Annotated in this window: 29 protein-coding genes; 11 read left to right on the top strand and 18 right to left on the bottom strand. The window is 63.8% G+C overall.

The features are described 5' to 3' along the window. Nucleotides 1-201: SDR family NAD(P)-dependent oxidoreductase (locus OB916_RS10305; RefSeq protein ID WP_315909210.1), on the bottom strand; the 201-nt coding region annotated here is incomplete at its 3' end. Nucleotides 202-313: 112 nt separating this feature from the next. On the opposite strand from OB916_RS10305, the gene OB916_RS10310 reads away from it, so the two are divergent. Then, nucleotides 314-550, top strand: coding sequence for a hypothetical protein (locus OB916_RS10310; RefSeq protein ID WP_315909211.1), 237 nt, complete (start codon nt 314-316; stop codon nt 548-550). Between the two features lie 142 nt (nt 551-692). On the opposite strand, the gene hemL is transcribed toward OB916_RS10310, so the two are convergent. From hemL to OB916_RS10335, 5 genes are all read right to left on the bottom strand, one after another. Next, nucleotides 693-2,027: a glutamate-1-semialdehyde 2,1-aminomutase gene (gene hemL, locus OB916_RS10315; protein WP_315909212.1), complete on the bottom strand. Its 1,335-nt coding sequence runs from the start codon at nt 2,025-2,027 to the stop codon at nt 693-695. Between the two features lie 182 nt (nt 2,028-2,209). Continuing rightward, nucleotides 2,210-2,695, bottom strand: a complete 486-nt coding sequence (locus OB916_RS10320; RefSeq protein ID WP_315909213.1) for an Lrp/AsnC family transcriptional regulator — start codon at nt 2,693-2,695, stop codon at nt 2,210-2,212. 25 nt (nt 2,696-2,720) lie between these two features. Then, complete coding sequence (locus OB916_RS10325; RefSeq protein WP_315909214.1) at nt 2,721-3,074, bottom strand: P-II family nitrogen regulator; 354 nt, start codon at nt 3,072-3,074, stop codon at nt 2,721-2,723. Further along, nucleotides 3,071-4,408: an ammonium transporter gene (locus tag OB916_RS10330; RefSeq protein ID WP_315909215.1), complete on the bottom strand. Its 1,338-nt coding sequence runs from the start codon at nt 4,406-4,408 to the stop codon at nt 3,071-3,073. The genes OB916_RS10325 and OB916_RS10330 overlap by 4 nt, the downstream gene beginning before the upstream one ends. 446 nt (nt 4,409-4,854) lie before the next feature. Next, the gene (locus OB916_RS10335) at nt 4,855-6,750 is read right to left on the bottom strand and encodes a cation:proton antiporter domain-containing protein (RefSeq protein ID WP_315909216.1); all 1,896 of its coding nucleotides are present in this window, start codon (nt 6,748-6,750) and stop codon (nt 4,855-4,857) included. Between the two features lie 356 nt (nt 6,751-7,106). On the opposite strand from OB916_RS10335, the gene OB916_RS10340 reads away from it, so the two are divergent. Then, nucleotides 7,107-8,441 (top strand): alpha-amylase domain-containing protein, encoded by a 1,335-nt coding sequence (locus tag OB916_RS10340; protein WP_315909217.1) that lies wholly within the window; start codon nt 7,107-7,109, stop codon nt 8,439-8,441. Between the two features lie 6 nt (nt 8,442-8,447). Here OB916_RS10340 and OB916_RS10345 read toward each other — a convergent pair whose 3' ends face one another. The 3 genes from OB916_RS10345 to OB916_RS10355 all read right to left on the bottom strand — a co-directional run bounded on the left by OB916_RS10345 (nt 8,448) and on the right by OB916_RS10355 (nt 11,078). Then, complete coding sequence (locus tag OB916_RS10345; RefSeq protein WP_315909218.1) at nt 8,448-9,302, bottom strand: inositol monophosphatase family protein; 855 nt, start codon at nt 9,300-9,302, stop codon at nt 8,448-8,450. A 102-nt stretch (nt 9,303-9,404) separates the two neighbouring features. Further along, nucleotides 9,405-10,307 carry a cysteine synthase A gene (gene cysK / locus OB916_RS10350; protein ID WP_315909219.1) on the bottom strand — a complete coding sequence of 301 codons (903 nt, stop codon included), beginning with the start codon at nt 10,305-10,307 and terminating at the stop codon, nt 9,405-9,407. Nucleotides 10,308-10,403: 96 nt separating this feature from the next. After that, the gene (locus OB916_RS10355) at nt 10,404-11,078 is read right to left on the bottom strand and encodes a helix-turn-helix domain-containing protein (RefSeq protein ID WP_315909220.1); all 675 of its coding nucleotides are present in this window, start codon (nt 11,076-11,078) and stop codon (nt 10,404-10,406) included. A 109-nt stretch (nt 11,079-11,187) separates the two neighbouring features. On the opposite strand from OB916_RS10355, the gene OB916_RS10360 reads away from it, so the two are divergent. The 4 genes from OB916_RS10360 (at nt 11,188) to OB916_RS10375 (ending at nt 13,894) form a co-directional block, all read left to right on the top strand. Then, on the top strand, nt 11,188-11,616 hold the full coding sequence (locus tag OB916_RS10360) for a dCTP deaminase (protein WP_315909221.1): 429 nt from the start codon (nt 11,188-11,190) through the stop codon (nt 11,614-11,616). A 479-nt stretch (nt 11,617-12,095) separates the two neighbouring features. Beyond that, nucleotides 12,096-12,488: a 30S ribosomal protein S6e gene (locus tag OB916_RS10365; protein WP_315909222.1), complete on the top strand. Its 393-nt coding sequence runs from the start codon at nt 12,096-12,098 to the stop codon at nt 12,486-12,488. A gap of 4 nt (nt 12,489-12,492) precedes the next feature. Next, nucleotides 12,493-12,918 carry a DUF7112 family protein gene (locus OB916_RS10370; protein ID WP_315909223.1) on the top strand — a complete coding sequence of 142 codons (426 nt, stop codon included), beginning with the start codon at nt 12,493-12,495 and terminating at the stop codon, nt 12,916-12,918. Nucleotides 12,919-13,018: 100 nt separating this feature from the next. Beyond that, a complete protein-coding gene (locus OB916_RS10375; RefSeq protein ID WP_315909224.1) occupies nt 13,019-13,894 on the top strand; it encodes a CheF family chemotaxis protein in 876 nt (291 codons plus the stop codon). A 108-nt stretch (nt 13,895-14,002) separates the two neighbouring features. On the opposite strand, the gene OB916_RS10380 is transcribed toward OB916_RS10375, so the two are convergent. After that, complete coding sequence (locus OB916_RS10380) at nt 14,003-14,395, bottom strand: DUF5611 family protein (RefSeq protein WP_315909225.1); 393 nt, start codon at nt 14,393-14,395, stop codon at nt 14,003-14,005. Between the two features lie 41 nt (nt 14,396-14,436). After that, nucleotides 14,437-15,345: a DUF7093 family protein gene (locus OB916_RS10385; RefSeq protein WP_315909226.1), complete on the bottom strand. Its 909-nt coding sequence runs from the start codon at nt 15,343-15,345 to the stop codon at nt 14,437-14,439. Between the two features lie 109 nt (nt 15,346-15,454). Between OB916_RS10385 and OB916_RS10390 the strand changes: the two genes are divergently transcribed. Both OB916_RS10390 and OB916_RS10395 read left to right on the top strand, forming a co-directional pair. Then, nucleotides 15,455-15,745, top strand: coding sequence for a DUF6432 family protein (locus OB916_RS10390; protein WP_315909227.1), 291 nt, complete (start codon nt 15,455-15,457; stop codon nt 15,743-15,745). A 36-nt stretch (nt 15,746-15,781) separates the two neighbouring features. Beyond that, a complete protein-coding gene (locus tag OB916_RS10395; protein ID WP_315909228.1) occupies nt 15,782-16,681 on the top strand; it encodes a cobalamin-binding protein in 900 nt (299 codons plus the stop codon). Between the two features lie 3 nt (nt 16,682-16,684). Here the strand turns inward: OB916_RS10395 and OB916_RS10400 are convergent, their stop codons facing one another. Both OB916_RS10400 and ubaA read right to left on the bottom strand, forming a co-directional pair. Further along, on the bottom strand, nt 16,685-17,050 hold the full coding sequence (locus OB916_RS10400; RefSeq protein WP_315909229.1) for a hypothetical protein: 366 nt from the start codon (nt 17,048-17,050) through the stop codon (nt 16,685-16,687). 111 nt (nt 17,051-17,161) lie between these two features. Next, a complete protein-coding gene (gene ubaA, locus OB916_RS10405; protein ID WP_315909230.1) occupies nt 17,162-17,983 on the bottom strand; it encodes an SAMP-activating enzyme E1 in 822 nt (273 codons plus the stop codon). Nucleotides 17,984-18,066: 83 nt separating this feature from the next. Between ubaA and OB916_RS10410 the strand changes: the two genes are divergently transcribed. Then, nucleotides 18,067-18,567 carry a hypothetical protein gene (locus tag OB916_RS10410; protein ID WP_315909231.1) on the top strand — a complete coding sequence of 167 codons (501 nt, stop codon included), beginning with the start codon at nt 18,067-18,069 and terminating at the stop codon, nt 18,565-18,567. A 62-nt stretch (nt 18,568-18,629) separates the two neighbouring features. Here the strand turns inward: OB916_RS10410 and OB916_RS10415 are convergent, their stop codons facing one another. Continuing rightward, nucleotides 18,630-19,667, bottom strand: coding sequence for a cell division protein FtsA (locus OB916_RS10415; RefSeq protein WP_315909232.1), 1,038 nt, complete (start codon nt 19,665-19,667; stop codon nt 18,630-18,632). 113 nt (nt 19,668-19,780) lie between these two features. Beyond that, nucleotides 19,781-20,704: a DUF7139 domain-containing protein gene (locus OB916_RS10420; RefSeq protein WP_315909233.1), complete on the bottom strand. Its 924-nt coding sequence runs from the start codon at nt 20,702-20,704 to the stop codon at nt 19,781-19,783. A gap of 312 nt (nt 20,705-21,016) precedes the next feature. Between OB916_RS10420 and OB916_RS10425 the strand changes: the two genes are divergently transcribed. Both OB916_RS10425 and OB916_RS10430 read left to right on the top strand, forming a co-directional pair. Then, nucleotides 21,017-22,177 carry an NAD(P)/FAD-dependent oxidoreductase gene (locus OB916_RS10425; protein ID WP_315909234.1) on the top strand — a complete coding sequence of 387 codons (1,161 nt, stop codon included), beginning with the start codon at nt 21,017-21,019 and terminating at the stop codon, nt 22,175-22,177. A gap of 135 nt (nt 22,178-22,312) precedes the next feature. Beyond that, nucleotides 22,313-22,597 (top strand): DNA-directed RNA polymerase subunit L, encoded by a 285-nt coding sequence (locus OB916_RS10430; protein WP_315909235.1) that lies wholly within the window; start codon nt 22,313-22,315, stop codon nt 22,595-22,597. Here the strand turns inward: OB916_RS10430 and OB916_RS10435 are convergent. The 3 genes from OB916_RS10435 to OB916_RS10445 form a co-directional block, all read right to left on the bottom strand. Further along, nucleotides 22,579-23,403 (bottom strand): hypothetical protein, encoded by an 825-nt coding sequence (locus OB916_RS10435; RefSeq protein ID WP_315909236.1) that lies wholly within the window; start codon nt 23,401-23,403, stop codon nt 22,579-22,581. The genes OB916_RS10430 and OB916_RS10435 overlap by 19 nt on opposite strands. A gap of 305 nt (nt 23,404-23,708) precedes the next feature. Then, nucleotides 23,709-24,521 (bottom strand): imidazole glycerol phosphate synthase subunit HisF, encoded by an 813-nt coding sequence (gene hisF, locus OB916_RS10440; protein ID WP_315909237.1) that lies wholly within the window; start codon nt 24,519-24,521, stop codon nt 23,709-23,711. A gap of 56 nt (nt 24,522-24,577) precedes the next feature. Further along, nucleotides 24,578-25,147 (bottom strand): hypothetical protein, encoded by a 570-nt coding sequence (locus tag OB916_RS10445; RefSeq protein ID WP_315909238.1) that lies wholly within the window; start codon nt 25,145-25,147, stop codon nt 24,578-24,580. Between the last annotated feature and the right edge of the window lie 99 nt (nt 25,148-25,246).

Below are 25,246 nucleotides of genomic sequence, written 5' to 3' on the forward strand. Positions count from 1 at the left end.
CGTGACGTCGGTGTTGACGTAGACGGCCTCTCCACCGTCGCTCTCGATCTGTTCGACCGTGTCCTGTCCGCCCTCGTCGTCGACGTCGGCGACGACGACTGACGCGCCGTGTTCGGCAAACTGGACGGCTGTCTCGCGCCCGATCCCCGATGCGCCGCCGGTGACGGCGACCACGCGGTCCTCGAAGTCAAAGTGATGCATTGCGTGTCCATCAACGGCCGAGTCGCTCTTATAGTTCAGGGGCCGGAATAGTCTGACAACACGACGAATCGATCCCCCAACATTATTCACAGATGATTGTGTACCGCCGACCATGGCCGAACTCAGTGATGGACAGTTGTTCGAGTCGGACAAGCACGGCCGCCAGCGGTCGGTCGTTTTCGCGATCGTCCTTGCGACGGGTTTCCTGGCTGTCGTCGCGGGTGTAGCGACGTTGATGGCAGAGGCCAACATCGCCGTCGCAGTGGGACTGCTCGCAGTCGGGGCTGCGCTACTCGCCGTCGCGGGCGCGATCGCGATCGGGGAACTCGACGCGTACCTCTTCGAGTGATACGGATTATTGTAACGGTTTACCGCTCCGATCGCCCCACTTCGGGCGGTCGATACGGAACAGACGTACAATCATCCGTATGAGGAGCGCGACCGATTGCGAGACCAACCTGAAGCCGAACGGAGATTTCTGCGGCGAGGTCTCACAGCACGCGCTTGTAGGCTTCCAGCGCCTGTTCGACGTCGTCAGCGGTGTGTGCAGCAGAGACGAACTGCGATTCGAACTGGTTGGGCGTCAGGAAAATCCCCTCGTCTTTCATCGCGGGCCAGAACAGGCGCTCCCAGCGTTCGGTCTCGGCGCGATCGACGTCCGCGCCGTTTTTCGGACAGTGCTCGTAGCGCGGACAGGTCGGGTCCTGGGTGCAGCCACTTTCGCAGTGTTCCTCGCCGAACGCGCCGTCGCGAGTGAAGATCACCTTGAACATCGAATCGGTCCCGACGACTGTGTAGCTCGGTGCCTGATCCTCGAGGATGTCGGCGATCCCGGAGCGCAGCCGCTCGCCCAGATCGTTGACATAGTCGTACACGTCGTTTTCGGCGGCGTACCGCAGCGTTTCGAGGCCGGCAGCCATCGTCACGGGGTGACCCGAAAACGTCCCCGACTGGAACACGTCGCCGGCGGGCGTGAAGTGTTCGACGATCTCGCTTTTCCCGCCGATCGCGCCGACCGGGAAGCCGCCGCCGACGATCTTACCGAACGTCGTGATGTCGGGGTCGATTCCGAACTTCCCCTGGGCACACTGGAGGCCGCCGACGCGGAAGCCGGTGATGACCTCGTCGAAGATCAGCAGCGCGCCGTACTGGTCGGTCAACTCGCGTAACGTCTGGTGGTAGCCCTCGACAGGGTGGACAATGCCGTGGTTGCCCAGGATCGGTTCGGTGAGCACCGCGGCGATGTCCTCGCCGTGTTCCTCGAAGACCTCGTGGATGGCAGTCTCGTCGTTGAACGGGACAGTCAGGGTGTGTTCGGCAAAGCTCTCGGGGATGCCCGGACTGGAAGGGGCAGTGTCGTCGCGTTCGCCGTCGACCAGCGTCGATTCCTGGGCGCCGTGATAGCTCCCCTCCATGATGACGATCTTATCGCGGCCGGTGTAGCCGCGGGCGAGACGGACGGCCGAGACAGTCGCCTCGGTCCCGCTGTTGACGAACCGAACCATCTCGACGCTGGGGACGTGCCGAGCGACGAACTCCGCGAGTTCGACCTCGACTTCGGTGGGTGCGCCGTACATCGGCCCCTCGCTGGCCCGCTGCTGGACCGCAGCCTGTACCGGTTCGGGGAGGTCGTGGCCGAGCAGGAGCGGGCCGTAGCCCATCACGAAGTCGATGTAGCGGTTGCCGTCGGCGTCGATCACGTGGCCGCCGTCGCCCTTCTGGACGAAGAATGGGTAGGGGCGAGTCGCCCGGACCGAGGAGTTGACCCCGCCGGGCATGACCGACAGTGCACGGTCGTACAGGTCGCGTGACTCGTCGTGGTTCATGGAGGGTGGTTCGGACCAGAGTGGAAAGAAGGTGACGACGGCCGGCTCACGAGCGGTCTCGTCCGCGAGTAGCTCAGCCGGGAGTCATGAGGTGACGACGGCCGGCTCGCGAGTACTCTCGTGTGCGAGTTGTCCAGCCGGGAGTCATGAGGTGACGACGGCCGACTCGCGAGCGGTCCGGATCAGGGGAGTTCCCCGTCGGGGACAGTCGGCTCGAACTCCCGGAGCACGTCCCGCACGACAGTGACGGTCAGCGAGCGGACGGCGTCGTCGGTCAGCAGTTCGGTGGCGACCGTATTGAGCGCGTCAGTGTCGCCGAACTTCCCGATCGCGACGGCGTCGTCACCACCGGTCACCGCGTAGAGCGCGACGAACCGCAGGTCGTCCCGGAGGCGGTCGAGCGCCGAATCGTCGGCGACCGACAGCCGGAACAGGGCCGTCACGTCGTATCCTAGCGCCCCGTAGTCGAGGCGGGTCGTGTAGCCGTCGATCACACCGGCATCTTCGAGACGGGTGAGCTTCGCTTCGACGCGATCGGCCGCGATCCCCGTCTCGACAGCGATCGTCTCGGCGTCGGTCCGGGCGTCGCGGATCCGTGCCTCCAGCACCGCCCGGTCGTCGTCGTCCAGCTCCGACAGTCCATCGGCGTCGACGTCGGTCGATGTCATGGTCACGGCCCCGTCACTCGGTCGATCAGACGGCCTCGGGGCCTTCCTTGCCGGTTCGGATCTGGACGGCGCTCTCGACGGGCATGACGAAGATCTTCCCGTCGCCTTTCTCGCCGGTGTGCGCACCGTCTTTGATCGCCTCGACGACGTCCTCGACGGGCGTGTCGGCGACGACGCACTCGATTTTGACCTTCTGGTGGAGATCAACGACGTACTCCTCGCCGCGCCACTGGCCTTTCTTCGCGGGCTGGGAGCCACGACCCGAGACGTTCGTGACCGTCAGCGAGGGCGCGCCAGCCTCGACCAGCGCCTTCTTGACGTCTCCGAGTTTGTCGGGCCGGATCATCGCGACGACCATCTTGATGTCAGTGTCGCTCATTCGGAATCACCTCGCGTGGTGCAGCGGACCCCACCGTCGGTTCGGACGCGGCCGCCGTCAGCGACAACGCCTTCCTCGTCACCGAACTCGGGGTAGGTGTCGACGCCGTGCTCGGAGATGTCCAGTCCGTCACGCTCGTGTTCGGGCGTGACCCGGGCCTGACCGGCCGCCTTCAGGGCGTACCAGACGACTGCCGTGGCACCGACCGTCCAGGCCGCGATCACGACGACGCCGAGCAGCTGCGTGAGTGCCGCTTCAGCGAGCGGAACGCCCAGATCGTAGTGGACGAACGGAAACGCGAGCGTGCCGATGATCCCGGCACTGCCGTGGACCGGGAAGACGGCACACACGTCGTCGATTTTCATGCGTTTCTCGACGAAGCTGAAGACGATCGGAAGCTGTGCGCCTGCGATTCCGCCGATCAGGAGCGCACCGAGGTAGTGGGTGGTGTCAGGGATGGCCGTGATGCCGACGAGGCCAGCAAGCAGGCCGTTCGCGACGTACAGCGTGTCGACCTTGCCGGTCCTGAGCCAGGCGACCAGTCCGGCGCCCATCGCGCCGGCGGCCATGGCGATCGTCGTTCCCATCGCGACTCGTCCCAGCACTGCGCCGTTGAACGCCATCAGTCCCGCTTCAGTCTCGTACATCGCCGCGGCCGTCCCAACGTTGAATCCGTACCAGCCGAAGGCCAACATCAACGTCCCGAGGACGGCGAAGGTCAGCGAGTGGCCGGGGATGACGTTGGCCGACCCGTCAGCGTTGTAGCGATCCATGCGCGGTCCGAGGATCCACGCCGCAGTGAGGCCAGCGATGCCGCCCATCCCGTGGACGATCATCCCGCCGGCGAAGTCGTGGAACACGGCGTCGCCGACCTGGATGTACGCGCCCGCCCAGGTGATCCCCGTGACGACAGGGTAGATGATCGCCGCCAGCAGGAACGTGTACGTGACGTATGCGCGTAGTCTCGCCCGGCCAGCGACCGCCCCGGAGACGATCGTCGCCGCCGTCATGGCGAAAACCGCGCCGTACAGCCAGCCGATGTATCCGCTGGGGTCGTCAGCGAGGTACGGCAACGACTCGGTGAACGGATCGCCGCCGACGAGCCCGGAGATTCCGACCCCGATGAAGAAAAACACCGTGACGCCGACGCTCCAGGTCAGCAAGTTCTTCGTCAACTGGTTAGCGACGTTCTTCGCCCGTACCTGACCTGCCTCCAGCATCGCGAAACCGGCGTGCATGAAGAAGATCAGGAACGAGACCGTCAGAATCCACGTCTGGTTGACGGCATCAGTGATCGCGCTTGGTTCGACCTGTAGTGGTATTGCTTCGATCATATTTCAGTCTATATCGATTTTTGATTGTTCTTCGTCCAACTTCTCGACGATTCTTGCTACGTTCGTTTTGCGCTTCACGGGTGAGCCCATAGAAAGACTGGTACATAAGGATTGCCACCAAGATCGATAAAATTGAGAGGTGTTGGTAGACGATCGTCCAATATTGGGCAGAATAATATGTGTATAAGGGTATCGGACGTCAATATCTCTACGGGTATTCCCGGGGAAATATGGACGTTTGTCAACCGGCGGCCGACTAGAATCTCCGATACGAGGGAGAATTTCGGTGCGCGCGCCCGTCCCAGCCAGTAATCTGGCGCAAATATTGCTGGTTCAGTATCTTATCTCGGTCCGATCAAATCTAATATTTTATCACAAACAGCAAGAACTGTGTATTCTGGGCGATGGAGCGGACACCACACCGCTGACGGACCAATCGGCGTAGACTACCGTTCGGTTTCGCCCCGACAGAGCGCCATCCCCTCGCGGACTGCTTCGGTCCGGCCGAGCAGCGTGAGTCGGTCGCCCTTATGGATCGTGTAGTCTGCCGTCGGGACGACGGCCTCGCCGTCGCGGTAGACCAGTGCGATCAGACAGGAGTCCGGCAGTTCCGGTCCGATCTCCAGGACGGGACGATCGAACAGCGCCGGGTTCCTGAGTTCGACCTCCTGAACGTCCCCGACTCGATCGAGATCGGTCATCCAGTGCGAGAGAGCAGGGCGCTCGATCTGGTTGTCGATCGCCCAGGCGATCGCCAGCGACGAGGAGATCGTCTGCACGCCCAGTTCCTCGAACGGTTCGACGTTGTCGGGGTTGTTCGCTCGCGCGATGACGTTCTCGACGTCGAACTTCGAGGACGCTAGCTGAGAGATCAGCAGGTTCGCGTCGTCGTCACCTGTCGCAGCGACGACGATCTTCGCAGCGTTCGCTCCAGCCGACCGGAGTACGTCGGTGTCAGTGCCGTCACCGTGTTCGACGGTGTAGCCTTGGTTGCGTGCCTGTTCGACGACTGTCTCGTCGCGTTCGAGCAGTACGACGTTCTCTCCGCGTTCTTCGAGGCGGTCGGCGAGCGCACGGCCCACTCTCCCGCCTCCGACGATGATGACTCGCATTGGTATCACGTCCAGGTATTCCGCGATGTACCGCGCCAGACCGCCCTCGAAGACGGCCGTCAGCAAGATAGCGAGGAACACGACGCCGAGCAGCACGTTCGCGTCGTGGACGGCCCCCTGCGCCTGTAACTGGATGGCGAACAACGTGGCCACGGACGCCGGGATAATGCCGCGCGGACCGACGAACCCGACGAACAGTTTCTCGCTGACGGTAAATCGATCGCCGGCCAGCGAGACGAGCACCAGCAGCGGCCGGATCACCAGCGCGATCGCGGCCACGACCAGCAACCCGGGCAATCCGACGTCGGCAAGCGCGTCCAGTTCCAGCAGCGCGGCGAGAATGATGAACACGAACGACAGGACCAGCAGCGTGACGTCGCCTTTGAAGTCCACGATGTCTTCCTCGTAGGGGACGTTGGCGTTCCCGAGCAGAAAGCCGGCCGTCGCGGCGGAAGCCACACCGGCTTCGCCGGCCAGGAAGTCCGCACCGGCGTACGCGACCAGCGCCCCGGCGAGCACGAGCAGCCGCGCGTTGCGCGGCGCGTCGCCGGGGGAGAGATCCACGTATCGCAGGAGGTAGTAGACGACGCCGGCGACGATCACGCCGACGAGCAGTCCCTGACCGAGACGTGCCGTGAACTCGGTGAAGATGTCGGCCGGCGTCTCGCCCTGGATGACGATCACCTTGAAGACCACGACGGAGAGGATCGCCGCGGTCACGTCGTTGACGATCCCCTCCGTTTCGAGCGTGGCCGCCACCCGATCGCGAACGGGGACGACCTGCAGGATCGGCGCGATCACGGTCGGGCCGGTCGCGACGAGCAGTGCCCCGATCAGAAACGAGATCCCCCAGCCGACCTCGGGATAGACCAGATGAACGGCCAGCGCCGTCCCGACCAGCGCGATCGCCGCGCCGACTGTGACCAGCCGGAATGACGCCGTCGGCGCCTCGCGGATCCGATCGATCTGCAGGTGGAATGCCCCCTCGAAGACGATAATCGCGACCGCGAGCCCGACGACCGCCGACAGGGTCTCCTCGCCGCCGAACGTCGACAGCGAAATGATCCGTGTGCCGAGGATCAGCTCGGCGGCCGGGCCGAGCGCGAGCCCGGCGAAGATGTAGAAAATGATGCTCGGGAGCTGCAGCCGGGCAGAGAGCAACTGTGCGAGGACGCCCAGCGCGATGATGCCTGCAACGAGCGCGATCAGCGTTGCCGCTCCAGCACTCATCGGACACGCTCCATGGCGGGTTGTTTGCCGCCCTGGTACAAAAACGGGGCGAAACTGTCCCCCATCCCTGCCAGTCTCGAACTCCGCAGCCATCGCGTCGAAGCTCATGGTACAAAAACGGGGCGAAACTGTCCCCCATCCCTGCCGTCTGGCCCTCGGCCCTCTTCCGGATATCGCGACGACGACCCGTGCGTGCTCGTTCCCTCAACTTGTCGTTGATCCTAGGAGAACGCGGCCCGGGCGCACAGAGAGAGCGACATTGCGTCAGACATCCGCACGACGCTATGCGGGTTTTTCCATCCGAATAAGTATAGATAATTGATGAAAGACATATATGCCCCTCGGTACGTAGGTTGATGACATACCCCGATATCCGCGCTCGGGGCACCAAACTCATGCACAGGGATAGACAGGGCACGGCAGTGTCGGACGAAGCGAGTGACTGGGACGCGGCGGACGCGGCGAGTCTCCCCGTCAGCGCCCCGCTCGTCGACGAGCGGACTCCAACCACGGGCGAACCCGTCGGGCTCCAGTATTTCGACTACGACGATGATCTGGGACCGGACGGCGACCACTGGAACCGGATCGCCAGCGAGGCCGATCGCATCGCTCGCGCGGGCTACAGCGCCGTGTGGGTCCAGCCGCCGATGGAGCCGAACACGCCCGACAGCAACGGGTACAACCCCCGGGATCACCTCACCTGGGACTCGCCGCTCGGCACCGAAAACGAGTTCGAGGAGATGGTCGAGCAACTCGCCAGCGTCCAGACCGGCGAGGTCGAGGTCTACATCGACGCGATCGTCAACCACACGGCCACGGACGCTCCGGGCGACGACACCTACGCACACCTCGACGATCCCGACTACTACCACCACCCCCACGAGGGCGGTCGGACAACGATGCAACTGTTCGATCTGTGGGACCTCGATCAGACGAACCCCGAGGTTACCCGCCATCTCCGGGCGTACGTCGAGAAGATCGCCCAGACCGGCTGTGCCGGGGTTCGCTGGGACGCAGCCAAGCACGTCCCGATGTGGTACTTCGAGGAGTTCCTCAACGAGTGGGCCGACCAGCACGACTTCTTCCGGGTCGGCGAGGTCTTCGACGGCGATACCGACTTCCTGCAGGCCTACACCGACACGGGAATGCGCGCGTTCGACTACCCGCTCTTTTTCACGATGCACGATGCCTTCCACGAGGGCGGCGACTTCCGCTGGCTGGAGGGGACACTCCAGCACGAGGACTCGTTGCTCGGGCGCGACCCCGATCGTGCCGTGACCTTTGTCGCCAACCACGACGAGGGGCCACCACAACTCTCACGGCTGGCGTATGCGTTCATCCTCACGGCACCCGGCTACCCGTTCGTCTACAGCAACCACGCCACGGCCGAGGGCATCGAGTACGACGCCGAGTGGCTGTCGAATCTCGTCTGGATCAAGCGCACGCTCGCCAGCGGTGAGCAGTTCATCAGACACGCCGATCGGGACCTGTTCGTCCACGAGCGCTACCGGAACCTCCTGACGGGGATCAACAAGGCCGACTGTCCGCGTACGGAGTGGGTCTACACCGGCTGGGAGGAAACCACGCTGAAAGACTACACTGAAACCGGGAAAGACATCCAGACCGACGAGGACGGCTGGGTCGAGCTGACTGTTCCGGCGAAGGGCTGGGTCTGTTACGCACCTGCGTGAAGCGCGTTACTCTTCGGCCTGTTCGATCGCCTCGGCAGCGACCGCTTCGAGATCGGCCTGGATCGAGCCGTTCGACGCGACGATCTCGATCGACCCCTCCTCGATCCGGGACGGACGGCGGCGCACGGTCCCGCCGGCCTCTTCGACCAGCAAGGCCCCGGCCGCGACGTCCCACTCCTGGATCGAGAGGATGAGGTAGCCGTCTGCGTGGCCCGCCGCGACCTGCGCAAGGTTGATCGCGGCACTTCCCGGTCGGCGGAACTGGCCGTCCCGGTCGAGGATCCCCCGGACTGTGATTTCGTCGATGGCCCGGACGCCAGCGTCGCGCTCGCTCAACCGGCCGAACACGACCGCACCGGGGAGTGCGTCACGGTCGCTGACCGCGAGGGACGTGCCGTCGAGGTCGTCCGCGTCGTCCACCCCGTCGACCCCGTGGTGGACGAACGCCCCGGCTCCGCGGACGCCGTACCAGAGTCGATCGAGTGCCCGCGGGGGCGAGGCGACGACCCCGACCTGCACGAGGCCGTCGACGGCGAGCGCGATCGAGACACAATAGTACGGAAAGCCGACCGCGAAGTTGGCCGTCCCGTCGATCGGATCGACGATCCACTCCCGGCCGTCGCCGCTGTACTGCTCACCGGTTCCCTCCTCGCCGACGACGCTATCGTCGGGAAACGTGGACTTCAGCACCTCGAGGATGGCGTCCTGGCTGGCTCGGTCGGCCGCCGTCACCATGTCGTTGACGCTCGATTTGGTCTCGGTTCCGCCGACATCGCGGAGGTCGCCGCGCTCGGCGCCCATGGCTTCCATTCCTACGGCCGCGGCCCGGATCGCCGCGTCGAGTTCGGCCTCGTAGTTCATACCAGTAGCTGGCGGGCGACGGGCGAAAAGCTCTCGATCCGGCCACGAGAGCGAGTCGGTGGGGCTGGAAGTCCGCCAGGTCCGAAAGCGAATCGGCGGGAGCTAGAAATCGTACAGGTCCGTCGAGAGGTATCGCTCGCCAGGATCACAGACGATCGTCGCGACCAGGTTGTTCGGACGTTCGCGCGCGACCTCCGCGGCGACGTGGACGTTCGCACCCGTCGAGATCCCGCCGGCGATCCCCTCCTCGCTGGCGAGACGACGGGCCATCTCGATCGAGTCGTCCTTGCCCACCGTGCGGACCTCGTCAAGCAGGTCCCGTTCCAGGATATCGGGGATAAATCCGGCGCCGATCCCCTGGATGCCGTGGCTGCCCGCTTCCCTGCCGGACAGCACCGCGGAGTCCTCGGGCTCGACGGCGATCAGATCGACGTCGGCGTCGGCTTCCTGGAAATACGTGCCGACGCCGGTGATCGTCCCGCCGGTGCCGACGCCGGCGACGAAGACGTCGAGTTCGCCGTCGGTCGCCTCGTCCAGTTCCGGGCCCGTCGTCCTGCGGTGAGCCTGCGGATTGGCGGGGTTCTCGAACTGCTGGGGGATGAAGGTGTCGTCGTACTCCTCGGCGAGTTCGTCGGCACGATCGATAGCGCCGCCCATCCCCCCGTCGGCGTCGGTCAACTCCAGCTCGGCCCCGAGCGCCCGGAGGAGTTTGCGCCGCTCCTCGCTCATCGATTCGGGCATTGTCAAGATCAGTTCCTGATCCCGTGCGGCACAGACCGCCGCCAGGCCGATCCCAGTGTTCCCGCTCGTGGGCTCGATGACGACCGTCTCCGCTGTCAACTCGCCCGCCTCGGCGGCTGCATCGAGCATCTCACGGGCGATCCGATCCTTGACCGAGTAGGGATTGAACGACTCTAGTTTCACCAGCAGGTTCTCGGCGATCGAATCGGCTCGAACCAGCGGCGTCTCTCCGATCAACTCTGTCACGTCGGCTGCTACGTGCATCGTCGGACCGTTTCGAGCCGACCACTGTATTAGGTTACCCTAAAGAATAAAGGAGTTTTAAAAGGGATCGGCGTTACCACGGTCGAACTCGCCCGGCTATGGCGTCGTGAGGATCTCGTCCATCAACTTCGACTGGGCTGCGGCGAGATGTTCCGTGAACGTCGAGGCGTCGATCCCCAGTGCGTTGGCGACGTCGGTGGCGTTGGCCGAGCGCGGATAAGAGAAATAGCCCATCTCGTGGGCGGTTTCCAGGACTTCGAGCTGGCGGTCGGTCAGGCGAGCGCGGTTGATCGGGACGACGTCGTCGGCACCTTCCTCGTCGCTGTCGACCTGCAGCAGATAGCGGATGCGCACCGAGCCGAACTGCTCGCGGAGATCGGTTACGAGATCGCGCAGATCGGTGATATTCGTCAGGTGAAGCGTCAGGACGAGCGAACCGTCCTGTGCGCGGACGTCGGCGATCGGGTGTTCGTGCTGTTCGACGTACTCACAGACGCAGTCCTTCAGGTCGTGGGTGAACTGAAAGACCTGTGCGGACTGGTACTCGAACAGCGATTCGAGGTCCTGATCGAACGCACCCGGATCGACGTTTCCGGTCGCGGTGAACTCCTCGGTGTACTCCCCGTCCCCGTTCCTCGCACGGCGAACCGAGGTGACCGACCCGTCAGTCCGTTCGGTGAACCTGGCGACGGGACAGGCCTCGGTCGCCGGTATCTCGAGTTCGGCGCGCATCCCGGACATCGTATCCTCTACTCGGTGCGTTCCGGCCATAACCCTCGCGTGCGTTCCCATCGATTGAAAACTAGCAGGGATTATCATTCAAATCCGCGAGTGGCGTTCTGGACCGATATTTTTCACGCTGGCGGCCGTCGGCCCGAACATGGATCTGACACAGTTCGTCGAGGACATCGTCCACGAACCGAGCCAAGCTTCGGGACGCGGATTCGACCTGACCGTCGCGGAAGTCTACGAGGTCGACGCGCCGGGGCGGGTCGATTTCGGCGGTGGCGAACTCGAAGACGCGGAGCTGACACCCCACGAGCGGACGCTCCGCAACCCTGACGACGACTACGAATGGTGGCACCTCAATGCAGGCCAGTACTTGCTAGAGTACAACGAGTCGCTGACGCTCCCGGACGACCTCTTCGCCAAGGTCCAGACTCGGGAGGCCGTCCGCGAACGCGGGGCCTTCCACCCGACGCTCTCGGTGCAATCGCTCGGTCGCGTGCCGCTGTCGGTCGGCGGTTCGGGGTTGTACCTGAAAGAGAACGCGCGCGTCTCGACGATCGTCGGGATCGACCGTCGTTGACACGTCTGGACGACCCGTTGCGGTTCGACAGCAGCTCGCCTGTGACGGTACAGTGACATCCTCCGCGCCGTTCACGGCGCGGCTTCCCCTCACCGCCGGAAAGCGGAAGCGTTGGGAACTTACGTTCGCACACCGACGAGTGCAGGGAGTGCCACGCCCCCGTTACTCCTATCCCGTAGGGGATTCGGAGGCACCTTGTTGTTTTCTGTCGGTATCCTCGCCGCTCCCGCAAGGGATACCTTGCGAGAGTCGGGCTGGAATCCCGAAATTGTCCAATTGTCCCGACATGGGGGCGGCCGTGCCGCCTCGGTTGGGTGTGCAAACGGGCGCGGCAGGCAAAAATGTGCTGCTGTGACGCGATTCACGCCCGGCGTAAACGCCGGGATTCTCTCGCTGTTGGAAGATGTAAGGTAACACGGGTCGAATGACCGCCGTTGCGGTTCGACGGGCTTTTTAAGCGCGACTGGCAGGTTACAGGCATGGCAGATTTCACCGTCGCCGTTGCGGATCCCGACAGCGGCGAGACGTACCAGATCGACGTCGACGGACAGGACGCGAACCGATTCGTAGGCCGAGAGATCGGCGACGAGGTCGACGGCGGTGCCGTCGGGCTCGACGGCTACACGCTGGAGATAACGGGCGGCTCGGACACGGCCGGCCGTCCGCTCCGCGGGGACGTGCGCGGCCCGAGCCTCAAGTCCGTCCTGCTGGAGGGCGGCGTCGGCTACGAGCCGTCGCGTGACGGCGAGCGCAAGCGCGTGACCGTCCGGGGTCGCGAGATCAGCGACGAGGTCCGCCAGATCAACGCGGTGATCGCCGAAGCTGGAAGCAGCGACGTCACCGAGCTGCTGGGCGAATCCGACGAAGACTAAGGCGATGGCCGACCGGATCGCCAGCGACCACGAGGCGGTCGAAACCCACCGCGTGACGCTTGGCACCGCCGGTCGGACATCACGTCCGGAACTCCAACTCCCCGAGTCGATCGACGCCAGCGACGGCGATGTCGTCCGTATCACGCTCGACGGGCAGGCGTATCACGCCCGCGTCGACGCAGGACTGGACGACACATGCCACGTCAGCGGTGCCTTCGACAACGCCCGACTCGCTCGCGAGGACGAGGGCGAGAACCGCCTGGTCGAGTGGATCGACGACAGCGAGGCCGAACCGGGGCGCTCGCTCCTGCTGGACGTGCTTTCGGAGGGGTATCACTACGGGCTGCGCGAGCCCGGGCAGCGAGTCGTCTACACGGTCCACGAGCCCCCGCAGGGGTCGCTCTCGGACATCGCCGACTCGCTCGGGTAGGAAGCTGTCGGTCGTTCCAGTCGGACCGCGGCGTTCTCTCGCGTGCTAGTGGCTCGAAACCCTCAAGATTCATCCGGCACAAGTACTGGGTAGTCAAGAGATGTCGGAATCGATCATCGCGGACTTCGTCGGAACGTTCAACTCCCAGAAGTCCGCTCGTTCCGAGCCCATCAAGGGCCGCATCCTCCTTAGCCGCAAGCGGCTCGTGCTGGCTGCCGGGGAGGGAAAGACCCAGATTCCGCTCTCTTCGATCGTCGACGTTGCTGTCGGCCAGGTGCCCGAGGAACTGGGTGACTTCTTCAATTCGACGGTGACGATCGCGTTCGAGCGCAACGACCAGCAGTACGTCGCCGCCATCGAAGCCGACGGCGACACCATCGAGAAGTTCAATTCGGTGCTGTACAAGGCGCTGCTCAACGGCACCGAAGCGACAGTCAAACACCCCGCCCGGATCGGTGGTCGGGTCACCGGGGCAGAGTTCACACCCGCGAAGCTGTTCGTGAAGCCACGGCAGATCCGCTTCAAGCGACAGGACGGGGAGTTCACGATCCGGCTCGCGACGGTCACCGGATTCGAGCGCCTCTCACGGGAGATCGCCGGGGCGTCACGCCCGGTTCTGTCGACGACGCACAACCGGAACGGGAACGCGACCGTTACGCTGGCCGCACTCCCCTCGACCCGGAAGATGAGCATTCTCGGACGGTATCTCCGGCGAGAGTACCGCGAGGTCATGGAGGAAATACGGGACGTCGACCTCTCGAAGCCCGAAAAAGAGCTGCTGGTGGCCGTTTACTCGGCCGGGGACATGGAGGGGATTCCACTCCCTGCCGTACTCGATATGGACGCCAGCGAGGTCGAACTCCTGCGCAGCCGGCTCGAAGAGAAGGGATTGCTCACCGACAGCGAGGACGGACTCCAGCTGACGCCTGCCGGCCGCGTCGTCGTCAACAACCACCTCGAAGACGTCAACGACTGATACGGCCGGCTGTACCATTTCGAAATGAATCGCCACCCGGAGGTGGGGAACGTCTTTCCAAGCGTACAGCCGCCCGTATGACGAATGTCGGGGGCGACGCGGCAGGATCTAGACGTCGTCGACGCTGTCCGGTTCGTCCTCGACGGAGCGTTTCATCGAGTCACGGCGAGCCTTGGCGTCGCGGCCGGTCGCTTCGAGCAGGAACTCGTTTTTGAGCGAGACGGCTTCCTCGGCGTCATCGACGTCGCCCGACGCGATGACTTCCTCCGCCGGACGCTCTTCGATTTCCAGCGCCAGCTTGTCCTTCTTGCTGCCGTATTCGACAGTCCCGGCGACGACACGCTCGAAGACCGCGTTGTCCGGATTGTCGACGACGTAGAGTTCGTTACCCTTGTATTCCTCTGTCCCCGTGATGGACCCGAAATACTCCTCGACGGTCGCTTCCATGTCGGGGATGCGGTCGGAGAGATATTCGCCCCTCCGCATCTTGTACTCTCGCATGGGCGGTCGTTGGCCGGGGGACGGTATACTCTTTTCGCGTTCTATTGACCCTCCACGTGGACGAGCGTCCCACGGTGACACTCCGGGCAGAAGTCGCCCTCCCGAAGCGACGACTCTTCGACCGGCGTCGAGAAGCCACACTCCCGACAGACGTACGAGCCCCCTGGCACCGTGACTGCCCCGGGACCGCCGGCGTCGGGTTCGCTCGCGGCGTCGATCTCTTCTTCGGAGGGCCACTCGTTCGTCTGTGGCTGGGCGTCCGACTCGTCGCTCTCGTCGATGAATTCCGCGTCGGTCTTGCTCTCGTCGACGTCGGATTCGGCCTCCTCGATCGCGCCCAGATCCGGTCCGACCTCACCTGTCGGTTCCGAACCATTCTCATCGGCCTCCTGTGGCCACTGGCCCGGCTCGCGATCAGGCGTCTCCGGATCGTCCTCGAGAATCTCCGCGTCGTCAGTGACCGGCGGCTCTTCACTCGCCTCCGGCGTCGTCCCGTCGCTCCCCGCAGACGACGAACGCTCCTCAGTCTCGCTCTGAGGCGGCGAGCTCTCCTCGCTCGTGCTCGGAGACGGCGGGCCCTCCCCGGTCTCGCTCTGAGACGGCGGGCTCCCCTCGGCCGCCGGTTCGGGATCGGCATCGTCCGCAGCAGTCACGTCGGCGTCGGACTCGGACTCGACGGCGGCTTCCGGATCGGACTCGACGGCAGCGTCGGGATCGCCAGCGGAGTCGACGCCGTCGTCGGCAGACTCCTCGGGTACCATACCGACGTCGTCGGGTGTTTCGAGTGTCGTGACCTCCTTGTTCTCGGAGACGACGCGCGTCTCGCCACAGCGCGTGCAGGTCTGGACTTCACGGATCGTGATGACCACCTCACTCCCCTGTTCTTCGCGCTCGCGCTCGACGGTAGACTCTTCGAAGGAGTGCCCGAAGATCGAACACTTGAGACTCATTGTCAATACGTGGCCGCCTTCGAACCATAAGCGTACTGCTTGGCCGGCAAACGAACCTTCCCGGCACGGGAGGAATAAGCGTAAGAGAGTCGCGGTCGAAGGGGCGCACATGCAAGCCAAGCCGGAGTACCGCGACCGCGACGACGACGAAGTCGTGGTGCTCGACGCCCTCGCCGACAGGGCTGAAGAGGGGATGACGATCTTCGAGTTGCGGTCGCACGTCGACCTCGACATCAACGACCTGGAAGAAGCGCTGGCCCAGCTGAAGGCCGACGGCTTGATCTCCGCAGACGACGAGGACGAACGGACAGTCATCGTCCCCGACGAGAACGTCATCGGTCCGGAACAGCAAGACGAAAAATCGCGACTCTCCCGGCTTCGCGATCGCCTCCCCTTCTAGCGGCGACGTTTTCCCACGGCGGCCCGAAACGCAGGCATGCGCGTCGTGTCACTGCTTCCGGCGGCCACGGAGATCTGTTTTGCGCTGGGGATCGAACCCGTCGGCGTCTCCAGTGAGTGTGATTACCCGCCGGCAGCCAGATCGATCCCGGCCGTCGAGCGCTCCCGGATCGGCGACGCGGCCGACAGCGCCGCGATCAACGAACAGGTCGCAGCCGCCGAGGAGGGCGGCGGTCTCTACGAGATCGACGCGGAGCTGCTGGCCGAACTCGACCCGGATCTCGTGATCACGCAGGGGATCTGTGACGTCTGTGCGGTCGATCGCGTGCTCGTCGTGGAGGTGATCGACGACCTCGATCTGGAGACGGAGATCCTGACGGCCGACCCGCACTCGCTATCGGACCTCTACGAGGACGTGCGACGGATCGGGCGAGCGACAGACCGCGAGCAAGAGGCCGTCGAACTCGTCTCGGAGTGGCGAAGCCGGATCGGGACGGTTCGGGATCGAACGGCCGCGCTCGACACGCCATCAGTGACCGTCCTGGACTGGATGGACCCCGTCATGGTCGCCGGCCACTGGGTGCCGGATCTCGTCGCTGCGGCCGGCGGCACGTATCCACTGGCCGCGTCGGGCGAGCGCTCGCGGCCGCGCGAGTGGGGCGAGATCCGCGACGCGGACCCGGACGTACTGATCGCGGCTCCGTGCGGCTACGGATTGGAGCAGACGCTCGAGAACCGACGTGAACTCACGGACCGTCCGGGCTGGGACGATCTGAGGGCCGTCCGCGAAGACCGCGTGTACGCCCTCGACGGCCACCATTACGTCAACCGGCCGGGGCCGCGCCTGATCGAGACGGCCGAACACCTGGCCGGATTGATCCACCCGGAGGAATTTCCGCAACCGCCGAGAAACGTCGCGAGGCAACTGAGCGGGTGACGATCACAGCACGGCAGCGAGACCGACGTAGACGTTGCCGGCGACGATGATCGAACCGACGGCGAGCAGCGAACCGAACCAGAGCCGCCAGCCCGGCACGCTCTCGACGAACTCCCGCTGGGAGAGCAACAGCCCGCCGGTGATCACGACGACCCCGGATTTGACGACGAGCAAGAGAGCCGGGTCGTGTTCGAGGACGGCCTGGATCCACGGATTGGCTTCGCCGTGGATCGATCCCGTCGCCTCGATGGCCCATAGCGTCGACAACGCGTCACCGACCCCCCACACGAGGACGAGTGCGACGACCAGTCCGACGTACTCCGAAATCTGGTGATCGAGTTTCGGCCGTGATATTCGTCGGACAGACATCGGATTTCCATCCGAAAGGACGGCCAATACTGGTATAAATTCCGGCACCAAATTATCTATTCTGATAACTAAGGGGAGAAAAGAGAGGATATCGAGGCAGAGCAGGGCCGGCTACTCGGAGGGGGCTCGACACCGATCGGCGTATTTGACGTCCTCGATGGCAGTGACCGCGGGATCGTCACCGCAGACCGGGCAGTCGGGGTTGCGGCGGAGCGGGACCGTCTCGACGTCCATTCCGGCGGCGTCGACGTTCCACAGTCGTCCGTCGAGAGTCTCGCCGTACTCGATCAGGAGCTTGATTACTTCGGTGGCCTGGATGGTACCGATCAGCCCGGGGACGACACCAAGGACGCCGGCGGTCGCACAGTCCGGCACGGCTCCTTCGGGTGGTGCCTCCGGAAACAGACAGCGGTAGCAGGGCGACCCCTCCTCTCGTTCGAAGGTCGTGACCTGCCCCTCGAAGCGATAGACGGCACCGTGTGACAGTGGCGTCTCCGTCAGCACGCACGCGTCGTTGAGCAGGAACCGCGTCCGGAAGTTGTCGGTCGCGTCGACGACGACGTCGTAGCCGTCGATCAACTCCATCGCGTTGTCCGGCGCGACTCGCAGGTCGTGGGTCTCGACGGTCACATCCGGGTTCAGTTCGGCGACGAACTCGGCGGCGCTCTCGACTTTCAGTCGGCCGATGTCGGATTCGCCGTGGACGACCTGGCGCTGGAGGTTGCTCCGTTCGACGCGGTCGTCGTCGACGATTCCGAGTCGGCCGACGCCGGCCGCGGCGAGATACTGGACGATCGGCGATCCGAGCCCGCCCGCCCCGACCACGAGGACCGAGCTATTCAGCAGCGCGGCCTGTCCCGCCGGGCCGACGTGGTCGAGGATGATGTGTCGAGAGTACCGGTCGAGTTGCGTTTGATCGAGCCCGAGTGACATGACGCGGGTTTTGCCCTCCAGGGCGAATAAACGACCGGATCGACAGCGGGAGAATTATATTCCTCACAATTGTACCCGTCAGTATGGACTGTTCCCGGTGCGGGGGCGACCTAGAGGTCTACTCGCTGGGCGAGCAGAAAGCCTACGTGTGTGCCGACTGCGGATTCGTCGACACGCCAGTCGAACATGAGGTGCAAACGCGACCGGAGGAGCCGTGGGAGCGTGCCCTGGAACGGTTTTACCAGAAGCATATCGACAGCGACGCCGCTATCGTCGGCTCCGGAGAGACTGCAGCCCTGGTCGAGGTTGAATCGAACGCGGACGACGCGTCTGGCGACCGCTCGGCGAACGAAGAGGGGCGAACAGCAGACGAGAATGACGAACACGGGCAACGAGCGGACGGCGACAAAATAGCGGACGAACCCGACGAAAGTGACGAAGCCGATGAATCGACGGACGAAAGTGACGAAGCCGATGAAGCGATCGACGAGAGTGACGAAGCCGATGAAGCGATCGACGAGAGTGACGAAGCCGATGAAGCGATCGACGAGAGTGACGAGACGGCGGACAAGAAGGCGCAATAGACCCTATCCTGAACGGCGCGAATACAGGTTGGGAATAGCCGGAAACCCGAATTTCTAACAGATCAGTCTTCAGCTTCGGCAGCTTCAGGCTCTTCTTCTTCGACTTCTTCCTGTTCGGGCTGTTCTTCGTCCGACCGGGCGGCGACCAGTCCACCGCGGGCGACCGAGTACATCGGCTCGTCAGCGTGTGAGACGCCGCTGATCGAGAAGGGGATGTTCGCCTCTTCGAGGTGTCGCTCGAACAGCTTCGTGAACCCGTCAGGGGTGGACGTGCCACCGGTGACAACGACCGGCACGTCCAGTCCCTCTTCGACGTCTTCCTCGTCGATCTCGCGCTGGATGAGATCGATGACGTAGTCCAGCAGGTTCTCGTAGTAGATCGACAGCGCGCCCTCGACGCCGCCGACGTCGGTCGTGAAGTCGAGTTCGAAGTCCTCCTCTTTGATCGAGGTGACCTTGTCGACGGGCGTCCCCGTCGCCTGGGCGGCCTGCTCGTCGATCCAGTCGCCACCGCGGGCGACCGAGAACTTCATCACGGGCACCGCGTAGTAGGCCAGACAGACGTTGGTCATCCCGGCACCGAAGCTGATCCCGAGCCCGGTGAAGTCGTTGTCCGCCAGCTCGGAGTAGATGACGGCCATCCCCTCGTTGATCGGCTCGGCGTCGTAGCCCATCTCGTCAAGGAAGCTCTCGATCGTCTTCTGGTGGTACAGGGTCGACAGGTCCGAGTCGATCGGGTCGGCCGGCGTCGAGAAATAGATCTTCTCGTTTGGATGGTCCGGCGAGCCGACGACCTGCTCGATGATGAGCTTCATCATCGGGATCGCCGACTTCTCGTCGCTCGAGAGGATCCCGTGTTTCATCGGCCGGCGGGTCTCCTTGTTGAAGATGTTCGCGAAATTCAGCGCGTCGTCGCCGACCACGTACACCTTGTCGTCCTTACGGATGTGGAGTACGTCCGACCGGCTGAGCATCTGCTCTGCCATGTCGGAGTACTCGATCTCGACGAACGAGTTTCGTTGCTGGACGAAGACTGTCTCGTTGCCTTCCTGTTGTGCCGAAATAATGTTCATCGTGCCGACGTCTAGTCCTTTCGCCATGTTCTGGACATCTAAGGGCGGTCTAATAAAACTATGTGAAACAGTCTAAATAGATTATGACTGTAATTTTTTCTTGACTGAAATCGAGGGTGTGAGAGTATGTACCGGCGGATTTACCGAGACCGGCCGCCGAGGAACGCTTTGATTTTTGCGAAGAGCCCTTCGCTGGATTCTGTGACGGCTTTCGACTGCTGTTCTTCCTTGCGGCGCTGTCTGAGTTCGTTGAGTTTCGTGGTCTGATCGTCTACCGTCGATGTCGAGGTGGCAGTCTTCTTTTCGCCGCCTTTCAGCGCCTTCAGGCCCTGTACCTGCGTATCGGTCGAGGAAGAGCTGGTGATCCGCTCGGCGTCGACATCCATCCCGGAGAGGTCGTAGTCGGCGTCGCCCATATCGAGCGTTAGTGATTGGCCCTCGTGACGCTCGACGCCGCCCCACGTGATGTCGACGTCCGACATCGCTTCCTCGATGTCCTGGCGGATCTCCTCGTCGGTGTAGGACTCTGTGGGTTCGGGCTCCTCCATCGGCTCGATGTCGGCCGGGCTGGGCTTGGCGCGCTCGATCTGGTGGGCGACCAGTGCCGCACCGGTCGAGACGAGTACCAGTGCCATCCCGATCGCATACGCGAGGACGACGTGGATAGTGTACTCCGCACCTTCGACGTTGAACTCCCAGGGATAGAGGTACGCGAACCCGCCGACGGCGACGACAGTAATCACCGTTCCGAGGAGGCCAGTATAGACTGCCCGGGCATCGACCGGCAGTAGCACCAGTACGCCGAGCAGCAGCGTCGGGACGGACAGCATCCCCATCGAGAAGGCGATCTCGCGGAACAGCCAGAACGTGTCGCTCCCGTGCTCGAACGCGGCCCCAGTCAGGAAGAACACGAGCCCGAACGCCGCCAGCGCGATCCCGCCGAAGAACAGTCCGAACCCGAGGTACACGTCGATCTGATCGTCGGGTTCGCCAATGTACTGCCGGTACAACTCGAAGAGAACGTTGTCCGGGAGGTCCTCGTCAGAGGGGTCGTCGTCTGCCATTAAACTGTGTTTCCCGCCCCTGTGTAATTATTGTTCCCCCAAATGTGCCCGTTCCAGTAGTAAAATATTACGTATAGTTCCGAATGCGATTATATGCGAGCAGGGGACGGAACGGTGGCCGATTCGAGGGGCCGCGGGACGTTCGGGCGGGAAGGACAGGGCCACCGAATCTGAGGAAACGGGGGATCAGTCAGGAAGACAGGGAGTCACAGCGAGCGTCATCCCGGTGGCGGTCGATGCGGAACAGAGCTACGACGATTACGTCCAGACGGTTTCAACAGCTTTGTATCGGGCCCCTTCTGAAGGACGGGTATGGCTGCGCACGTCGTCGTCCTGGGCTCGGGATACGCCGGTGCTGGTGCGATCAAGAGCCTCGAGGACGAATTACGCGGACAAGCGGATATCACGTGGATCTCCGAGGTCGACTACCACCTCGTATTGCACGAGGTGCACCGCTGCATCAGCGATCCGACCGTCCAGGAGAAGATCACGATCCCGGTCGAGGAGATCAAGTCCCCGAGTACGCGCTTCGTGGAGGGTCACGTCGAAAACGTGGACGTCGACGGTCGGGAGGTCGAGCTGGCGGACGAGCGGACGATCGACTACGACTACCTGCTCGTTGCGATCGGGAGCGAAACTGCGTTTTTCGGGCTCGACGGACTCAAAAAACACGCACATACGCTGAAGAGCCTTGACGACGCCCTCGGGATCCACGACGCGATCCGGGACGCGGCACGGGAGGCGAGCCACGACGACCCTGCCCGCGTGATCGTCGGCGGTGCCGGACTCTCCGGAATACAGGCCGCCGGCGAGATCGCGCGGTTTCGCGACGAGGTCGACGCCCCGCTGGACGTCGTGCTAGTCGAGGCTCTTGACTCCATTCTCCCGAACAGCGACAGTGAACTCCAGGAAGCGCTGCGTCGCCGCCTGAAGGAACGAAACGTTCGGATGAAGACAGGCGAGTTCATCCGTGCGGCCGACGAGGACTCGGTGACGGTCGGCGACGAACGGGTCGGCTACGACGTGCTCGTCTGGACCGGGGGCATCACCGGTCGCAAGGAGATGGCGAACGTCGACCTCGAGAAAGACCACGACTCCAATCGCGTCAAAGTCGAAACGACGTTCCAGGCCGACGACGATCGCGTGTTCGCGATCGGCGACGCCGCACTCGTCGAACAGCCGTCCGGCGAGCCGGTCCCGCCGAACGCGCAGGCCGCCTGGGACGCCGCCGAGGTCGCCGGCGAGAACGTCGCTCGCGCGATCCGGGGGCAGCCACTCCAGGCCTGGACCTACAAAGACAAAGGGACGGCAATCTCCATCGGTGAGGACGCCGTCGCACACGACGTGCTGAACATCCCGATCTCGACGTTCGACGGATTCCCCGCCCGTTTGCTGAAAAAGGCGATCGCCGTCCGGTGGATCGCCGACATCACGTCCCCGTCACGTGCGATCGCCGCCTGGGGCGATATGTAGGCTGCTATCGTCTGTGCGTTCGGATAGATATTCTGCAGACGGGACGTCGAATGCCTTCGAAACCGCACAGCCGGCAGCCCAGAGTGGAGCGTCGCAGGTCGTGAGACTTATTCCGTCCCGCACGTAGGTGTGGATATGGATCTGCGGGTCATCGAGAAAGAGGACAACGCGCTCTCTATCGAGATCGCGGGCGAGGATCACACCTTCATGAACGTACTCAAGGGGGCACTGCTGGAGACCGACGGCGTCGCCGCCGCGACCTACGACATGAACCCCGAGCAGTCGGGCGGGCAGACCGACCCGGTGTTGACGATCAAGACCGAGGACGGCACCGACGCGCTCGACGCACTGGAAGCCGGAACCGACCGTGTCATCGAGAAGACGGACGCGCTGACCGAGGCTTACGAGTCCGCAGCCTGACAGAACGCGACGGTGACGAACACGCGGTCGTCTGGGCCTGCGTGCGCGTCGATCCCGACGCTCTGGATGGGATCTGACTGGTTACTCATCACAAACTGAGCCAGGAGTTCTCGTGCGACCGTCTCGGGTTCAGTATCGTCGGCGACAGCCATCGGAGTCTCTGCTTGCTGTATCGTCACTGATCCAGAACACTGTGAGTCGAATTGCCGGATCTGATCGCCGGTTATCTCTTCGTTTTCGTCAGTGTAGTCGTTTTTCACCAGCCGCTGGTTGACATAGGTCGCCATCGAATCCAGCCCGTCAGTGCGATCCAGCGGCGACTCGCGCCCGTCGTTCAGTTCAGTGAGGACTGCCGCTTCGACGTCGGCCAGCGAGAGGTCACCGACTGCTGTTTCGTTGCCGGGCACGTCCTCGACGCTGGGTGGCCCCTGCGGCGTGAGTCCGGGGACGTCGACGACGCCGAGGTACCCGAGGACGCCGACAGTCACGATCGCGATCACGACCAGTGCCGCCCCCGCTTCGAACCGACCGGCGAGGTCGGCATAGCCTGGGGTCTCGCCGGTCTCGAAGTCGCCGTAGTCGAGCGGTTGCTTCTCGAAGGTCGTCCCGCCACAGCGACTGCACGGCGGGTTGTTGCGCTGGTGGTGACGGCCGCAGTCCACACAGGCCCAGACGAACTGCTCGCGCTCCTCGTCGGCGGTCGCCTGCGGGACGACTGCGCGCTCGAATCGGTGGTGCCCACAATTGTCACACGGCGGATCGTTGCGCTCGTGGGGTTTGCCACACTGTGGGCAGCGCCATTTCACGACTCGGATTCGGGGCCGGTCCGTAATAAACGGGACGGCACGAGATCGTTCGGAACGATCAGATCCCGGCTGTGAAATCGAACTCCGCCGCCCGGCCGGGGTAGATATGCCTCCGACAGGCTGTCATAAACCCGATCACTCGAAACTCACGATTGTGGTGTTCAAGGTATTCGTCGGCAAACGCATCCCCGCACAGCACCGCGACCGCCACGCGCCTCCCCAGCCGATTCGTTCACTCATCCCTCGCGCAGTTTCGTCGCGGTACGAGACCGCGACAGCGCGCGCCACCGCTGGATGGTCGTCTTTTATAGCCGGACAGGCACACCGCGCTCGTCCAGATACTCCTTTGTCTCCTGGATCGAGTATTCACCGAAGTGGAAGATCGAGGCCGCCAGTCCGGCGTCGGCGTCGGCCTCGGTGAACACCTCGTACATGTCTTCGGGGCCGCCACAGCCAGAGGAGGCGATCACGGGCGTCGAAACGGTGTCGGTGACGGCCTTCGTCAGCGGGATGTCGTATCCCTCCTTGGTGCCGTCGGCGTCGATCGAGTTGACGAACAGCTCGCCGGCACCGCGCTCCTCGGCTTCCTGGACCCACTCGATGACGTCCATGTCCGTCCCCTCGCGACCGCCCTTGACGGTGCACTCGAACCAGGCTGACTCGCCGTCGATGTCGACGTAATGTTCGCCCTGTTCGTCGAACCGCCGGCGGGCGTCGACGCTGATGACGATACACTGGTTGCCGAAGGCCCGCGCACCTTCTTCGATCAGTTCGGGGTTCGCGATCGCACCGGAATTGATCGAGACCTTGTCCGCGCCGGCACGCAGCGTTTCTTTGATGTCCTCCCGGGTACGGATACCGCCACCGACCGTCAGCGGGATGAACACCTCGTCAGCGACCTGTTCGACCGTCTCGAGCATCGTCGCTCGTCCCTCGGCAGAAGCCGTGATGTCCAAGAAGACGAACTCGTCGGCCCCGGCCTCGTTGTAGCGTTTCGCCATCTCGACCGGATCGCCCGTGTACTGCAGGTCCTCGAAGTTGACCCCCGTGTATACCGCCGCGTTCCCGTCCTCGTCGAGATCCACGTCGATGCAGGGGATGATCCGTTTGGTGAGCATGCTCCTGTCCGTTGGTTCGATAGAGACGGGTATGACGGTTTCGCTCGGCCGATCTCTCACCGGGCCCACGTGGCGAGGAAACCACCGATCGCGCCCGCGACGGCGGGGGCGGCGACGCCGACGAGAGCGATCGTGACGAGCTGATTCATCACGACCGTCGGCCGTCCGAGATCGACGAGCAGTTCCAGCGCGAGTGCACCGAGAACCACCGTCGGCGCGTATCCGAGCGTGACGGCCGCGCCTCGAACTGCGCCGTCGGTCGCTCCGGTCTCACGCGCTGCAGCGGCCAGCCGCCAGCCCGAGGCCACGAGCACGGCGGCGACGATCGCGACGTACGTCGCCTCCGGGAGCGCGTCGTACCGCGCCAGTACCGTGGCGAGCCATATCGGAGGGTCGTAGGCGCCCGGATGCGCCGCGTAAAAGGTGCCGCCGAGCACCGCGAGTATGCCGTCGGCCCCGTCAGGCCGCAGGTAGAGGCGAAACCCGGCCGTACTGCGATGGATCTCGAACAGTCGGACGAGCGCTGTGAGGACGAACGCGAGCGCGCCAGCCCCGACCCCTGCGAGAAGTCCGCGCCGCGGGGAGCCGTCCGGGAGTGAAGCGACCGGCAGTCGGTTTCGCCACATACGTGTCCAGAGAGGGACATCGACAAAGAGACCATCGGTGTGTCCGTCGGAGGGGTTCGTCGTCCGACATCTAGAAGGGATCCGCGATCAAACGACGGC

Origin of the sequence: Halapricum hydrolyticum, from assembly GCF_025517535.1 — an archaeon.
GTDB lineage: Archaea > Halobacteriota > Halobacteria > Halobacteriales > Haloarculaceae > Halapricum > Halapricum hydrolyticum.

What these genes read in the sequence shown, in the direction of transcription:
- OB916_RS10385 (WP_315909226.1), bottom strand. Translation starts at nt 15,345, where the DNA reads ATGAGTCTCAAGTGTTCGATCTTCGGGCACTCCTTCGAAGAGTCTACC.
- OB916_RS10375 (WP_315909224.1), top strand. Translation starts at nt 13,019, where the DNA reads ATGTCGGAATCGATCATCGCGGACTTCGTCGGAACGTTCAACTCCCAG.
- OB916_RS10400 (WP_315909229.1), bottom strand. Translation starts at nt 17,050, where the DNA reads ATGTCTGTCCGACGAATATCACGGCCGAAACTCGATCACCAGATTTCG.
- OB916_RS10340 (WP_315909217.1), top strand. Translation starts at nt 7,107, where the DNA reads ATGACATACCCCGATATCCGCGCTCGGGGCACCAAACTCATGCACAGG.
- OB916_RS10360 (WP_315909221.1), top strand. Translation starts at nt 11,188, where the DNA reads ATGGATCTGACACAGTTCGTCGAGGACATCGTCCACGAACCGAGCCAA.
- ubaA (WP_315909230.1), bottom strand. Translation starts at nt 17,983, where the DNA reads ATGTCACTCGGGCTCGATCAAACGCAACTCGACCGGTACTCTCGACAC.
- OB916_RS10445 (WP_315909238.1), bottom strand. Translation starts at nt 25,147, where the DNA reads ATGTGGCGAAACCGACTGCCGGTCGCTTCACTCCCGGACGGCTCCCCG.
- OB916_RS10420 (WP_315909233.1), bottom strand. Translation starts at nt 20,704, where the DNA reads ATGGCAGACGACGACCCCTCTGACGAGGACCTCCCGGACAACGTTCTC.
- OB916_RS10365 (WP_315909222.1), top strand. Translation starts at nt 12,096, where the DNA reads ATGGCAGATTTCACCGTCGCCGTTGCGGATCCCGACAGCGGCGAGACG.
- OB916_RS10330 (WP_315909215.1), bottom strand. Translation starts at nt 4,408, where the DNA reads ATGATCGAAGCAATACCACTACAGGTCGAACCAAGCGCGATCACTGAT.
- OB916_RS10355 (WP_315909220.1), bottom strand. Translation starts at nt 11,078, where the DNA reads ATGGCCGGAACGCACCGAGTAGAGGATACGATGTCCGGGATGCGCGCC.
- OB916_RS10430 (WP_315909235.1), top strand. Translation starts at nt 22,313, where the DNA reads ATGGATCTGCGGGTCATCGAGAAAGAGGACAACGCGCTCTCTATCGAG.
- hemL (WP_315909212.1), bottom strand. Translation starts at nt 2,027, where the DNA reads ATGAACCACGACGAGTCACGCGACCTGTACGACCGTGCACTGTCGGTC.
- OB916_RS10410 (WP_315909231.1), top strand. Translation starts at nt 18,067, where the DNA reads ATGGACTGTTCCCGGTGCGGGGGCGACCTAGAGGTCTACTCGCTGGGC.
- OB916_RS10320 (WP_315909213.1), bottom strand. Translation starts at nt 2,695, where the DNA reads ATGACATCGACCGACGTCGACGCCGATGGACTGTCGGAGCTGGACGAC.
- OB916_RS10395 (WP_315909228.1), top strand. Translation starts at nt 15,782, where the DNA reads ATGCGCGTCGTGTCACTGCTTCCGGCGGCCACGGAGATCTGTTTTGCG.
- hisF (WP_315909237.1), bottom strand. Translation starts at nt 24,521, where the DNA reads ATGCTCACCAAACGGATCATCCCCTGCATCGACGTGGATCTCGACGAG.
- OB916_RS10325 (WP_315909214.1), bottom strand. Translation starts at nt 3,074, where the DNA reads ATGAGCGACACTGACATCAAGATGGTCGTCGCGATGATCCGGCCCGAC.
- OB916_RS10335 (WP_315909216.1), bottom strand. Translation starts at nt 6,750, where the DNA reads ATGAGTGCTGGAGCGGCAACGCTGATCGCGCTCGTTGCAGGCATCATC.
- OB916_RS10310 (WP_315909211.1), top strand. Translation starts at nt 314, where the DNA reads ATGGCCGAACTCAGTGATGGACAGTTGTTCGAGTCGGACAAGCACGGC.
- OB916_RS10415 (WP_315909232.1), bottom strand. Translation starts at nt 19,667, where the DNA reads ATGGCGAAAGGACTAGACGTCGGCACGATGAACATTATTTCGGCACAA.
- cysK (WP_315909219.1), bottom strand. Translation starts at nt 10,307, where the DNA reads ATGCACGTAGCAGCCGACGTGACAGAGTTGATCGGAGAGACGCCGCTG.
- OB916_RS10390 (WP_315909227.1), top strand. Translation starts at nt 15,455, where the DNA reads ATGCAAGCCAAGCCGGAGTACCGCGACCGCGACGACGACGAAGTCGTG.
- OB916_RS10425 (WP_315909234.1), top strand. Translation starts at nt 21,017, where the DNA reads ATGGCTGCGCACGTCGTCGTCCTGGGCTCGGGATACGCCGGTGCTGGT.
- OB916_RS10380 (WP_315909225.1), bottom strand. Translation starts at nt 14,395, where the DNA reads ATGCGAGAGTACAAGATGCGGAGGGGCGAATATCTCTCCGACCGCATC.
- OB916_RS10370 (WP_315909223.1), top strand. Translation starts at nt 12,493, where the DNA reads ATGGCCGACCGGATCGCCAGCGACCACGAGGCGGTCGAAACCCACCGC.
- OB916_RS10345 (WP_315909218.1), bottom strand. Translation starts at nt 9,302, where the DNA reads ATGAACTACGAGGCCGAACTCGACGCGGCGATCCGGGCCGCGGCCGTA.